The organism is Hyphomicrobium sp. (genome assembly GCF_003987855.1).
GTDB lineage: Bacteria > Pseudomonadota > Alphaproteobacteria > Rhizobiales > Hyphomicrobiaceae > Hyphomicrobium_B.
This window is the reverse complement of record NZ_RXIZ01000016.1, coordinates 77,510-89,247: the sequence shown is the minus strand read 5'-3', so window position 1 is coordinate 89,247 and position 11,738 is coordinate 77,510. Positions and strand designations below refer to the sequence as shown.

The 11,738-nt window shown below is 58.6% G+C and carries 14 protein-coding genes and 1 pseudogene; 6 read left to right on the top strand and 9 right to left on the bottom strand.

Annotated features, from left to right (window positions below; translation table 11 throughout):
- The 7 genes and pseudogenes from EKK30_RS16320 to EKK30_RS16290 all read right to left on the bottom strand — a co-directional run.
- Positions 1 to 182: pseudogene (locus tag EKK30_RS16320) on the bottom strand (uridylate kinase); the annotation flags it as partial.
- On the bottom strand, positions 175 to 639 hold the full coding sequence (locus tag EKK30_RS16315; RefSeq protein ID WP_290986628.1) for a dihydroneopterin aldolase: 465 nt from the start codon (positions 637 to 639) through the stop codon (positions 175 to 177). The pseudogene EKK30_RS16320 and the gene EKK30_RS16315, both read right to left, overlap by 8 nt.
- Positions 636 to 1,370, bottom strand: coding sequence for a (5-formylfuran-3-yl)methyl phosphate synthase (locus EKK30_RS16310; protein WP_290986627.1), 735 nt, complete (start codon positions 1,368 to 1,370; stop codon positions 636 to 638). Before EKK30_RS16310 ends, EKK30_RS16315 begins: the two co-directional genes overlap by 4 nt.
- Positions 1,371 to 1,402: 32 nt before the next feature.
- A complete protein-coding gene (locus EKK30_RS16305) occupies positions 1,403 to 2,143 on the bottom strand; it encodes an ABC transporter ATP-binding protein (RefSeq protein ID WP_290986626.1) in 741 nt (246 codons plus the stop codon).
- A complete protein-coding gene (locus tag EKK30_RS16300) occupies positions 2,131 to 2,943 on the bottom strand; it encodes an ABC transporter permease (RefSeq protein WP_290986624.1) in 813 nt (270 codons plus the stop codon). The genes EKK30_RS16305 and EKK30_RS16300 overlap by 13 nt, the downstream gene beginning before the upstream one ends.
- Positions 2,906 to 3,886: an ABC transporter substrate-binding protein gene (locus EKK30_RS16295; protein ID WP_290986623.1), complete on the bottom strand. Its 981-nt coding sequence runs from the start codon at positions 3,884 to 3,886 to the stop codon at positions 2,906 to 2,908. The genes EKK30_RS16300 and EKK30_RS16295 overlap by 38 nt, the downstream gene beginning before the upstream one ends.
- Positions 3,883 to 4,395, bottom strand: a complete 513-nt coding sequence (locus EKK30_RS16290) for a DUF3280 domain-containing protein (protein ID WP_290986622.1) — start codon at positions 4,393 to 4,395, stop codon at positions 3,883 to 3,885. Before EKK30_RS16290 ends, EKK30_RS16295 begins: the two co-directional genes overlap by 4 nt.
- A gap of 267 nt (positions 4,396 to 4,662) precedes the next feature.
- Here EKK30_RS16290 and EKK30_RS16285 point away from each other — a divergent pair, with 267 nt between their 5' ends.
- The 6 genes from EKK30_RS16285 (at position 4,663) to EKK30_RS16260 (ending at position 9,948) form a co-directional block, all read left to right on the top strand.
- A complete protein-coding gene (locus EKK30_RS16285; protein WP_290986620.1) occupies positions 4,663 to 5,964 on the top strand; it encodes an ABC transporter substrate-binding protein in 1,302 nt (433 codons plus the stop codon).
- Between the two features lie 50 nt (positions 5,965 to 6,014).
- On the top strand, positions 6,015 to 6,998 hold the full coding sequence (locus EKK30_RS16280) for a YVTN family beta-propeller repeat protein (protein ID WP_290986619.1): 984 nt from the start codon (positions 6,015 to 6,017) through the stop codon (positions 6,996 to 6,998).
- A 38-nt stretch (positions 6,999 to 7,036) separates the two neighbouring features.
- Entirely contained in the window at positions 7,037 to 7,816 is a 780-nt protein-coding gene (locus tag EKK30_RS16275) for an ABC transporter ATP-binding protein (protein ID WP_290986618.1), read from the top strand.
- A gap of 32 nt (positions 7,817 to 7,848) precedes the next feature.
- A complete protein-coding gene (locus tag EKK30_RS16270) occupies positions 7,849 to 8,832 on the top strand; it encodes an ABC transporter permease (RefSeq protein WP_290986648.1) in 984 nt (327 codons plus the stop codon).
- A gap of 17 nt (positions 8,833 to 8,849) precedes the next feature.
- Positions 8,850 to 9,506: a hypothetical protein gene (locus EKK30_RS16265; protein WP_290986617.1), complete on the top strand. Its 657-nt coding sequence runs from the start codon at positions 8,850 to 8,852 to the stop codon at positions 9,504 to 9,506.
- A gap of 202 nt (positions 9,507 to 9,708) precedes the next feature.
- Positions 9,709 to 9,948, top strand: coding sequence for a hypothetical protein (locus EKK30_RS16260; protein WP_290986616.1), 240 nt, complete (start codon positions 9,709 to 9,711; stop codon positions 9,946 to 9,948).
- A gap of 248 nt (positions 9,949 to 10,196) precedes the next feature.
- Here EKK30_RS16260 and kdsA read toward each other — a convergent pair whose 3' ends face one another.
- Positions 10,197 to 11,063, bottom strand: a complete 867-nt coding sequence (gene kdsA, locus EKK30_RS16255; protein WP_290986614.1) for a 3-deoxy-8-phosphooctulonate synthase — start codon at positions 11,061 to 11,063, stop codon at positions 10,197 to 10,199.
- Positions 11,064 to 11,173: 110 nt separating this feature from the next.
- Positions 11,174 to 11,263, bottom strand: coding sequence for a pyrroloquinoline quinone precursor peptide PqqA (gene pqqA, locus EKK30_RS16250; protein ID WP_013947273.1), 90 nt, complete (start codon positions 11,261 to 11,263; stop codon positions 11,174 to 11,176).
- Between the last annotated feature and the right edge of the window lie 475 nt (positions 11,264 to 11,738).

Here is an 11,738-nt window from a genome sequence, read left to right as displayed (position 1 = left end):
TGCAAGACCTTTTGCAGATCGCGAACCGCGTCGGCGAAGGGTCCGCCGCCAGGAACGACAACAATGGGAATGCGCGCCGCGCCGATCTTTGCAAGAACTTCATCGAGCCGACCCGCCTTCGCGAGGCTGCCTCCGACTTTGATGACGAGCGGAGGATCGCCCCTAACTTCGTCCTTAGCCACGACCAAACTCGCGCGCAGCCGCTCGTGTCGCCGGTCGAATGATCTCTACACCGCGCCGAGGACCTCGCTCGAGCTTTTCCAACCGGATTCGCACTGCGACGATCCGATCGTCAGCAAGGATTTGCGAAGCGATCCGCTCCGCAAACGTCTCGACCAGATTGATGTGCCCTCCTCGCGCAAGGGCGACGATCATGTCGATGATATCGGCGTAAGACGGCACCTCAACCATCTCGTCGTCGACACTGAAGATTTCTTTCGCTAGCCGCGCCTCGACAGCGAAGCGCACCTTCTGCGTCACACCTTGCTCTTCGGCGTAGACACCGACGTTGCAGTCGACGACGAAGTCATGAACGAAGATCGTGTCGCCAATCTCTCTCGCCTTCGCGGCTGCCTTCTTGAACTTTGCGGTATCGCCGTCATTCGCCTTTGGCTTGACGGACTTTTTTTTGTCTTTCATGCGACGGTCGTCTCCCGCGCGATTGCACGTTTGGCTTTATCGATCTCTTGCCGGATAGCATCCAACCGATCACGTTCCAACGAACTCACGCGCCCGGCCGAACAAAGCGCCCCTCTGAACCCCAACATATCCGGTTGGAGCGCCGCGAGCGCGGGGATGTCAGTACCTTTAAGCGATCCAGCGAGTCCGACGAAAAGATCGTTGCTGCGCGCCAACTTTACGAACTCGTCGAGCCGCGTAAGCGAAAGGACGGTCGACAAGCGTCCTGAAGACTTGTCTGCCGTGTCGAGCATGACGCCGGAGAACCCCGCCGCCGCAAGCTCTGTCAGCAGCGAAAAGTCCGGACGCTGATCCGCCATCAAGACTGCAACCAGCGGCGTTGACGAATGACGATCGCTGCCAAGCGCGGCGATGGCAGCGCGCGGGTCATCTCCCGCGAAGATACCAATCTTGACGATGTCGACGCCGGTCTCAGCCATGCGATCTACGGCATTGACGAGCACATCTGCGACTGCCGGCAGATCGCCAACGGTGGCGCTTACCGGCAGCCGCCCATCGATTCTTGTTACGATCTCCCGCACCGCCGCGAGATCCAGAGCGCCGAGTGCGCCGGACGATGGATCTTTGCAGTCGATTATGTCTGCGCCCCCGGCGAGAGCCGTTTCCGCTTCAGCCGCATTCGTCACGCTGGCGAGAAAGGCGGGCCTGCCCTGTCTCAAACCGTAAATCATTCCGCCGTTCCGAGATTGAGGATTGCCGGCCGTCAGGCGGCGAAAATCCGATTTTGTTCCGCGAGTATCGCAGCACGGTCGTGGCGCTGCTCCTCGGTCAGGTTGATGGACGCATCCTGAACTACACTCGCCTTTCCAGGCGCCAAGCGCAAGATCCGTGTCCCGAGCTGAATTGCCTCCGTCCTGTCGTGTGTTACGAAGATGACCGTGGTCGGATGGGTATGCCAGAGCTCGGTCAGGAGGCTGCGGAGGCTCGCTGCTGTCGGATCGTCGAGCGACACAAACGGCTCGTCCATGAGCAGGATTTCGGGCTCCAGGATAAATCCACGAGCAAGCGCCGCCCGCCTCTGCATGCCGAGAGAAAGACGCTCCGGATAGGCATTCATCGAGTGCCCTAGCCCGACACTTTCAAGCATGGCCGGGATCTTGGCCTGCCGCGGGTCGCTATCGGGCAGCGCCAGAGCAATGTTTTCATAGACGGTCCGCCACGGCAGAAGGCGCGGAGTTTGAAAGATAAACGCCAGCCGATCACTGGCTGGGCCGAGGTCAACCTTTCCCTCGTAGTTATTGTCGAGCCCCGCGATGATATTGAGCAGTGTGGACTTGCCACACCCCGAGGGGCCGGTGATGACCAGGAACGAACGCGGCGCTACCTCAAACGAGACGTCCTTCAGCACGAGCTGAGCGTCCCGGTCACCGACGGCAGGAAAGATCTTGCGATCCACTAACACGCGGATCGGCGCAGTGCCATTCATGGATTTCACCGCCGCCATGTATTCACCCGCGACTGCAGCGGCTGGAGAACCGTAAACTCGATGATTTGTACAATGAGAATGAAGGCGAGCGCATAGGCCAGAATAGTGCTGACGTCGAATTCCTGGAAGGCGATGCTGAGCCGATAGCCAACGCCGCTCGATCGGCCGAATGCTTCGACCACCAGGACGATCTTCCACACGAGTGCCAAGCCCGATCGCGCAGAGGCGGCAAAGAAGGGCGCCAGCTGTGGCAGCGTTACGTGTCGGAGCGTCTTCCACCATCCAAACTTGTAAACCAGCGCCATCTCGTCGAGATCTTTGGAGAGGCTGCGCGCGCCCTCGCGCATATTGACGGCAACGTTGGGAATCTTATTAAGCGCAACCGCCGTGATGGCAGCTGCATCGGTAAGGCCGAACCAGATGTAGCAGAGCGTAATGGTGACGAGCGCCGGCAGATTGAGAAAAAGGATCAGCCAAGCATCGAAAAACTTGTCAGCTGTCCGATAGCGGCCGAGAAACAAACCTATCGACGTGCCGATGATCATCGAAACGATGAAAGCAATAGCGACGCGAACGAGCGTCGCCGACGTATGCTTCCAGAGATCTCCGCTGGCGCCCTCCCTCCAGAGAACGTCGAAGACTGTCAGAGGTGTTGGCAGGTACCGGCTTTCTGCATAGATGGCGATGAGCTGCCAAAGCAGGGCGAGCGCCAGCAGCGACCCCGCCATCCAGAACAGGCGCTCGAGCGAAGCGGTAAAACCTGAGGGTGCTGCCAAGAGCCTAGGTGTGGAAGAGATTCTGGTCGAAATGGGTGCCATCACCAACGAGTTCCGTATCGCCTAGTTCAATGAGAAGCTTCGTCAGCTTTTCCGCCGCCGCGGTGTCGGCCGCACCCCACGATCTCGTGATGCCTGAGCGATAATATTCCCTGATCGCAACAAGCTCGGCATCGCTCGCCGGTCTAATGAGAGGGCGGAGCCGCTGCCACGCCGCATCCGATTTCGCCAAGACACTGTCTGCCTCGTCTACGGCCGCGAGTAGCTTGTCGATGGGCAGGCTCTTTTCACGCGCGGCCTTCTCGGACCAGATGAAGCCCACAAGCGCCGGCGTAGGTGAAACGCCAAGCCCTTTGATGACGTCTGCCATGGTCAGGAGTTCGGTCGCTCCGCCGGCCTTGAGCCGCGCGGCATACGTCCAGAAGTTGAGGACCGCATCTAGCCGGCCATTTTTGAATTCTTCGGACACGAGGGGAGCGGCGCCGAACACGGGCTCCGCCAGTTCAGCGATATCTTTGCCAAGCGCTTTCCGAGAATAGGCCCGCAATAAAATCCAGCTCTTGTCGATCCCTGTCCCAGCTACGCCGATTTTCTTGCCTTTCAGATCGCCCAACGACTTTATCGGGCTATCTTTCGCGACCATGACGCTGCCGAGCGAAGACGAGTACGGAAAGAATTTGAGGTCGTCGCCGCGTGCCCGTTGACGTAGCGCCCAGGTCCAATCGCTGACGATCACGTCCGCAGCACCGGACAAAAGAGCAACCGGCGCTGCAGGGTTGGTCGCAACATCGATGATTTTCAGATCGAGGCCCTGCTTCTTATCGATGCCTTCCGTGCGGATGGTGTCGATCACCCAGCTGAGCGATCCGAATTTCACCGACGTCAGACACAGCGGCTCGGCCGCGCTGAGAACACGCGGCAGCGCCATGGAAATCGAGAATGCGGCGCCCGTCGAAAGAACGCCGCGGCGCGTGAAGGTTGTCATTTCGCGGGCGCCTCGACGTTAAAGCGGTTTCGCCAGAGATACCGTACGCCGTGCAGCCAAAGCTCGTCGGTATCACCGTTGATGGAAGCTGACATCGTCTTGGTCAGCTCCCCAGTTTTTGTATCGCGGGCGGCGATGGCGAGGTTGATCAGCGCCCCGGATACCTTGTCGACGTACCCCGTGACGGCGATGTCCGCGCCCGCTTCCTTGGCGATCGCAACCTCGCAGCCATTGCATTGATTGAAGGGCGCCGCCGCTTCGACGGCCTTGGCTTGTGGAGCAAGGTCTACGACCGAGTACTTCCCATCCTTCTCCATGAGGGTCTTGAGCTCGTCGGCGATGAGCTTCAACCGGCGCAGGTCGTCAGGGTTGTATTGCGGAACGACCTCGCCATCCTGTTGAGCATCGTGGATGTCGAAGGGGAAAATGGCGGCCTTCGTAGCTGCCATGCCAGGTACCGCAAGAACGACGGCGAGAAAGGCGGGAAGAACAAGCTTTACAAAATGCATCGGCTTTTTCGTATCCAACGACTGAGCAAACTCAGGGATCTAGGGGACGATAGCGCTCGGCCGAAGCGCATACCTGTAGGTGCCCGCTAACCCCCCAGGATTGCAAGAGGTTCACGCCTCGTTTGCAAAGAATGACCGGTCACAAACGCGCGAGGCCGTAGCGGGCGGCTTGACATCGTTATCGCTCGCCCCCTTTTAGCAACACAGTAACACTTTGCCCATGAGCGCGAGAGTTCGCGTTCGACGGAAATGGCTGGAGTCGGATCATTGTTCTCCGTAAGCACCAGTACTATTCGTGCACTCGCGCCAGCTTGGCTAAGTCCAAGGGGCGCCGCATCTTTTCTCGTCTTCTTCTACGCGGCCATTGCTGCCTCCACGGGTTATGCTGCAGCGCAAAATGCGCCGCAGCCTATCCCTATTCCCGCTCAGTCCGAGCAAGCGCAGCAATCCATTCAAATTCTCTACGTGAAAGAGGATCGCGAACGTGAGGAGCCGCCACTCTCGCTCCTCGATCAGCCGAGCCCCGATGACGGTATTGCTGGCGCAAAGCTCGGCATCGCCGACAACAACACGACAGGACGCTTTCTGAATCAATCGTTCAAGCTCGATGTTCTCAACGGCAACGTCGATGATCTCATCAAGGGCGCACAGGAAAAGCTGGCAGCGGGCGACGCATTCATCATCGCCGACATGGCTCCCGATTCACTTCTGAAGTTCTCCGATGCGATGGCCGGAAAGCCCGTCCAGATTTTCAATGTCGGCAATCCCGACGATCGGCTGCGCGAGGAGGACTGTCGCGCCAACGTCATGCACACAGCACCGACGCGATCGATGCTGGCGGACGCGCTCGCGCAATACCTGGTTTGGAAGCGCTGGCCCAACTGGTTGATGGTCGTCGGACCAAGTCAGAACGACCAGATGCTCGCGGACGCCTATAGGCGCGCCGCAAAGAAATTCGGTGCTAAAATTGTTGAGGAACGACAGTTCAAGGTCGATACGGGAAATCGCCGTGCCGATGGCGGGTTCGAGCAGATCCAGCAGCAAATCCCGCAGTTCATGCAGGGCGCCAAAGACCATGATGTCGTTCTCGTCGTCGACGAGGATGAAGTATTTGGCGACTACTTTCCCTACCGCACCTGGGTCCCGCGGCCGATTGTAGGCTCCACTGGCTTGATACCCACGAGCTGGCATGCCTCTCTCGAGCTCTGGGGCGGCACACAGTTCCAGAACCGGTTTAAGCGCCTTGCGAACCGGCCCATGCGCGCCATCGATTATGATGCGTGGCTGGCCGTCCGCGCCGTCGGGGAAGCTGCATCGCGAACGCACCAAGTCGATTTCAAGACGTTACGCGACTACATGCACTCACCAAAGTTCGAAGTGGCGGGCTTCAAAGGCGTGGCCCTGAGCTTCCGTGGCTGGAATGGTCAAGTTCGCGAACCACTGATCGTGACGAACCCCAAGATGTTCGTCAGCGTTTCGCCTCAGCAGGGTTTCCTCCATCAGTTCAGCGTTCTCGACACCCTCGGCATCGATAAGCCCGAGACCAAATGCAAAGCCTACACGCAATGACGCGTCCGTCAGCGCTCCGTGGCGCAAGTGATCTTCAACTGGAGTTTAGAATGTCGCGACTTTCAACGCTTTTGCCTGCGATGGTTTCCGCCGCGATTGCAATATTTTGCGTGACACCGGCCAATGCCTACATGGCCTACGTCACCAATGAAAAGGACAACAGTCTGTCGGTGATCGACACGGACAAGATGGAAGTCGTCAAGACCGTGAAGATCGGTCAGCGGCCTCGCGGCATCGTCATGTCCAAGGACGGCAAATGGCTGATCATCTGCACAAGCGACGATAACGATGTGAAGATCTATGACGCCAAAACACTTGAGTATGTGAAATCGCTGCCGTCCGGACCCGATCCGGAGCTGTTGACCCTGCATCCAGATGGCAAACGTCTCTACATCGCCAACGAAGACGATAACCTCGTCACGGTCGTCGACATTGAGACATCGAAGGTGATCTCCGAGATCCCTGTTGGCGTCGAGCCGGAAGGCATGGGCATGAGCCCAGACGGCAAAGTGCTCGTGAATACGTCGGAGACGACGAACATGGCGCACTTCATTGATACGACGACACACAAAACCTTCGACAACGTCCTCGTCGATAGCCGCCCGCGCGTCGCAATGTTCAATTCCGCGCAGACGCAGCTCTGGGTTTCCTCCGAGGTGGGTGGCACGGTGGCCGTCATCAATCCGGCAGACCGGAAGATCATCTCCAAGATCAACTTCGCCATTCCCGGCGTCGAGCAGGAGTCGATCCAGCCGGTCGGCATCCGCATTACCAAGGACGACAAAATCGCTTTCGTGGCCCTTGGCCCGGCCAACCGCGTGGCCGTCATCGACACATCAACATTCAAGGTTTTGAAGTACATTCTTGTTGGCCAGCGCGTGTGGCAGATGTACTTCACGCCCGATTATAAATACCTCCTCACGACGAACGGCGCTTCGAACGACGTGAGCGTGATAGACGTTGCCAATCAAAAGGCAATCAAGTCGATCAAGGTCGGACGTTACCCGTGGGGCGTGGTGGTTTCGCCGAATTGAGCGAAACCCGGGCAAGAACGAAGAGGCAGCGAGCGAGCATGGCAGCAGAAAACATCACGGGAGCCGACACGACACCTGCCCTCGTCGTCAACAATGTAAGCCACAGCTTCGGTGACCGGAAAGTTCTTGACCGCGTTTCGCTGGCGGTTGAGCAAGGCGCTTTCGTCGTGCTGCTCGGATTGAACGGAGCGGGCAAGTCGACGCTGTTTTCGCTGATCACGCGGCTCTACGACAACGTGACCGGCGAGATTTTCATTCGCGGCTACGATGTGCGACGACGGCCATCGCAGGCCCTGCAGCGGCTGGGCGTCGTCTTCCAGAGCCGGACGCTCGACGTCGATCTGACACTCATGCAGAACATGAAATATCACGCGGCGCTGCATGGTTTCTCCGGCCGCACAGCCGCCGATCGGGCGAAACACGCTCTGGAACTCGTAGGCCTAGCGGACCGCGCCAATGAAAAGGTTCGCGCCTTGTCAGGCGGTCAGCTCCGTCGCGTGGAGATAGCACGCTCCCTCATGCATCATCCGGATCTTCTGCTGCTCGACGAGGCGACGGTCGGGCTGGATCTAGGCTCCCGTGAGACGGTCATGAAAATCGTTCGGGATCTCGTTGCGAAAGAGCGCATCGGGGTTTTGTGGGCGACCCATATGATGGACGAGGTCATGAAGACCGATCAGGTCGTCATCCTGCATAAGGGGGTCATCCTCTACAACGGCCCGGTTCCGCAACTTTTGACCTTGACCGGAACGTCGAGCGTCCGCGAGGCGTTCCGGACGCTGACGGGCACGAAGTCTGCGATCGAGGAGGCCGCCTGATGTCGCAAGCGGTCACGACCGGGCCGGCAGACATGCCCGCGGCTTATCATGAGACCGATGCGGATGCGCGCCGCAGGCTCGGCGCAGCGGGCTATCTCGCTTGCTTCAAGGGCATCGTGTGGCGCGAGATCCTGCGCTACCTCCACCAGCGCGAGCGGTTTTTGTCCGCGCTCGTTCGGCCGCTGATCTGGCTCTTCATTTTCGCGGCAGGATTCCGGCAGACCCTCGGCATTTCAATCATCCCGCCTTACGAGACCTACGTTCTCTACGAAGAGTTCATCGCCCCCGGTCTCATCGCGATGATTCTGCTCTTCAACGCGATGCAGTCCTCGTTATCGATGGTCTATGATCGCGAAACCGGCACGATGCGCACGCTGCTCGTTAGCCCATTCCCACGGTCATTTCTGCTGCTGTCCAAGCTCCTCGGCGGCGTCTCCGTAGCTCTACTGCAAGCCTATGCGTTCATGCTCGTCGCCTGGTTCTGGGGAATTGCCCCCCCGCCGATCACCGAGGTGAAGCTCTTCACGTTTTACGATGCACCGAGTTGGTCGGGCGGTGTCATCCCCACGATGACGGATCCAATCGTGCACTCGTTGTTCGCGCTTCCGACCCTGATCCAGCCCTTCGCCGGCTACATCACCGTGATCCCGGCAATCATCCTCGCAGGTCTCATGCTCGGATCGCTTGCGCTTTTCATGTCGTCGGTGATCAAGCAGCTTGAGAACTTCGCCGGGGTGATGAATTTCGTCATCTTCCCAATGTTCTTCGCGTCTTCCGCGCTCTACCCGCTATGGCGCATCCGCGAAGCGAGCCCCATGCTGTTTGAGATCTGCCGGCTCAATCCGTTTACCTACGCGGTGGAATTAATCCGCTTTGGACTTTATGGACAGATCGATACCGTTTCACTTGCCATAGTCGTCGGCTGCACGGTCTTCTTCCTGGCAGCGGCGGTATTTGCCTACAATCCATCGAAAGGGTTGATCGCTCGGCGCGGCGGCCCTGGCGGTTCAGCTTGAGGTTTGGAATGACAACGATGAGACACGTTCTTCGCGCCGCTATACCCCTTGCTATCGGTATTTCCGCATCGTTCGCCTGGTCACTATCGGTGGTCGCAGATGAGCCTGCAAAGGCGGAGTGGCCCTGCGTCTATCGGAAGGTTCCAGTCCTTTCCGCCGCTACGATCTGGGATGGTCCTGAAATTAAGGATACCTCGAGCTGGCGCAAAGACGACGCGATCCGCAAGCTATCGCAATACGTCGTTTCGCGCCGGATCAAGGAGGCCGATGCAGAGGCCGCGATCAAGAAATACGCCGACGGCCTACCTGCCGATACACGCGATGCAAAGCTCACCGACCTCTTCGCCGCCATTCTGACCCGCACCAACGAAGATCGTAAGGTCGTAATGTCGGGCATCGAGCGCTTCCACAAGCGCCAGCTTGAGCGCTCCAAGGAGATCGAGAAGGAGGGCATCGAACTACCCCCCGCGAATGATCTGGGCGTCACGGACGATTCTAGCGGCCCTGCCGGCGAGATATCCCAGCTCTCGAGCAAGGAAGAAAAGTACAAGTGGGAAGTTCGCACCTTCCAGGAGAAGCAGGCCAACATTCCGATCGCCTGCGAGATCCCCCAGCTGATTGATGAGCGCGCCGGCGCGCTCGCCCGCGCGATCCGTGCCGAGATGAAAAGCTAGAGCCCTTAATTCCAAGCTGGAAGTTCGTGGGCAGCAGGAAATGCTGCCCATTTTTTTATTCACGGTTCGTTAGCCTTAACGCGTCCTTAACCAAGGTTGACGCACTCTCAACACATGGACTTTCGGCACCGCCTTCCCGGACCCAAAGTCAAGCACGCAAGTGGAAGTGTTGTCATCCCTGGTTCTGCGTTTGAGGTTGACCATGCACTATGAACTTGTTTCCCGCACTGTCGCCTACGTCACCTGCTTCTCGACATTGAGCCTTCTCATGACGTCGATGGCTATTGCCGCCGTCAACGTCGGACGAACGTCCTGGTCTGCCTGTTCCCCGAATGCCTGCGTCGTCGGCATCGTGGTCAGCAAGAAAGGACAGTTCGGAGCGCTTACGACCCAAGCTCATCTCGAGGCGCTCGCGGCGAAGCTCTGGTCTGACAAAGCCTAAAGCATCGAAATCCTTTCGCCGACCCCAATATGGGCCGGTCGCGGCGGCCATCGAAGCGGCGGCGAAAGGGAAAGTTCAGTCCCTAACCAGCACTGAAAATTCGCAGCAAAAGCATGCCGTCCGAGCGCACGGACGGAGCCCAAGAACTTCACTATCGAATTTGTATCTACGCATTGCCTGCAATGTCTGGCCCACCCCGGGCAGATCAGGCTGGAATGCCATCTACGTAAATTCAGAAGGGCGCGAGTTCAGGCCTGGCTCGCGGCCTTTTGCTTTTTGACCACTGCATCGATGGCCTGCAACTCGGCGACAAGCGCACCGAAGTCTTTGAGCGGCACCATGTTCGGACCATCCGAGGGTGCTTTGTCCGGATCCTGGTGCGTCTCGATGAAGAGGCCAGCGACGCCGGCTGCCACAGCGGCGCGGGCAAGCACCGGCACAAATCTGCGATCGCCGCCCGACGAGGTGCCCTGTCCTCCCGGCTGCTGCACAGCGTGCGTGGCGTCGAAAATCACTGGCGCACCGGTCTCCGCCATCTGCGGCAGTGCACGCATGTCGACCACGAGCGTGTTGTAACCAAAGCTCGAACCCCGCTCTGTCACGAGCACGTTCGAATTGCCGGATCCTGTGACCTTGGCAACCACGTTCTTCATGTCCCAAGGCGCGAGGAACTGGCCTTTCTTGATTTTTACCACCCGGCCCGTCTGCGCGGCGGCAATCAGAAGGTCGGTTTGCCGGCACAAGAAAGCCGGGATCTGCAGCACGTCAACGACTTCGCCCACCGGCGCGCACTGCGCGACCTCGTGGACATCGGTCACCACGGGAAGAGCAAACGTTTCCCGGATTTCAGCGAACACCGGAAGAGCGGCTTCAAGCCCAATGCCTCGCCGCCCCGTGAGCGAAGTGCGGTTCGCCTTGTCGAACGAGGCCTTGAAGACGAGACCGATCCCCAGCTTGCCTGCTATTTCCTTCAGCGCCGCTGCCATTTCGAGCGCGTGCGCGCGGCTCTCCATCTGACAGGGGCCTGCAAGCACCGCGATAGGAGCGTCGTTTGCGAACGTGACGTTACCGACGCGGACCGTCGGAGAGGGCTTGAGGGTCTCGTGTTGAGTCATGCGGGGGTTATAGCGGCCGCAGCAGAGCCTCGCGACCTTTCTCTGCCTCTTCCCCAAACAAAAACGGCGGCCAACAGGCCGCCGTTCAGGAACACAAAGGTTCGAATTCGTTAGATCAGGTCGATCTCGGCCGGCAGATAGCTCGTGACTTCGAGACCAACTTCCTGCTCGCGAACTTCGGGCTTCGTCCAGGTCTTCATGGTGTGTCCTCCTCGTATTCCGACAGGTTTCTCCTGTTGCGAATTGACATAGTTAGATAACTGCCAAAATTCCAATCTCTTTTCGCTAACGCCGCTCAAACTTTTTGTGATCACGAATTGTTGAACTGTTATATCGTTTCAGAAGTTGAGTGATTGATATCCAGGAAGTTTTGCCTGTTGCCGGACGATCGGGATGACGAGGAATTCGCGGGCGATGAACGCGCCGGACCCCTCCGCTGTGCCCTCCCGGCGTCAGTCGTGAAGCGCACTTCCCCAAGCGGTAATCACACGTCGCATTGAGCGCCGAAGGGCGTGCTAAGGCTTCCCCGCAAGCCGCGACTCGGGAGGCGGCATAACAAAGCACGTGAGGACAACTCAAATGCTCGACAAATATCCTTGGCTCGAACCTGTTCTGCTGGGCGCTGTGATCGTGTTCGTTCTGGACTTGATCGGAAACCTGATCTCGTTCTCGAAC

Coding starts and splice junctions, on each gene's coding strand:
- EKK30_RS16300 (WP_290986624.1), bottom strand. CDS start 2,943: ATGGCACCCATTTCGACCAGAATCTCTTCCACACCTAGGCTCTTGGCA.
- EKK30_RS16270 (WP_290986648.1), top strand. CDS start 7,849: ATGCCCGCGGCTTATCATGAGACCGATGCGGATGCGCGCCGCAGGCTC.
- EKK30_RS16295 (WP_290986623.1), bottom strand. CDS start 3,886: ATGACAACCTTCACGCGCCGCGGCGTTCTTTCGACGGGCGCCGCATTC.
- EKK30_RS16290 (WP_290986622.1), bottom strand. CDS start 4,395: ATGCATTTTGTAAAGCTTGTTCTTCCCGCCTTTCTCGCCGTCGTTCTT.
- EKK30_RS16260 (WP_290986616.1), top strand. CDS start 9,709: ATGCACTATGAACTTGTTTCCCGCACTGTCGCCTACGTCACCTGCTTC.
- EKK30_RS16265 (WP_290986617.1), top strand. CDS start 8,850: ATGAGACACGTTCTTCGCGCCGCTATACCCCTTGCTATCGGTATTTCC.
- EKK30_RS16310 (WP_290986627.1), bottom strand. CDS start 1,370: ATGATTTACGGTTTGAGACAGGGCAGGCCCGCCTTTCTCGCCAGCGTG.
- EKK30_RS16315 (WP_290986628.1), bottom strand. CDS start 639: ATGAAAGACAAAAAAAAGTCCGTCAAGCCAAAGGCGAATGACGGCGAT.
- kdsA (WP_290986614.1), bottom strand. CDS start 11,063: ATGACTCAACACGAGACCCTCAAGCCCTCTCCGACGGTCCGCGTCGGT.
- EKK30_RS16275 (WP_290986618.1), top strand. CDS start 7,037: ATGGCAGCAGAAAACATCACGGGAGCCGACACGACACCTGCCCTCGTC.
- EKK30_RS16280 (WP_290986619.1), top strand. CDS start 6,015: ATGTCGCGACTTTCAACGCTTTTGCCTGCGATGGTTTCCGCCGCGATT.
- EKK30_RS16305 (WP_290986626.1), bottom strand. CDS start 2,143: ATGGCGGCGGTGAAATCCATGAATGGCACTGCGCCGATCCGCGTGTTA.
- pqqA (WP_013947273.1), bottom strand. CDS start 11,263: ATGAAGACCTGGACGAAGCCCGAAGTTCGCGAGCAGGAAGTTGGTCTC.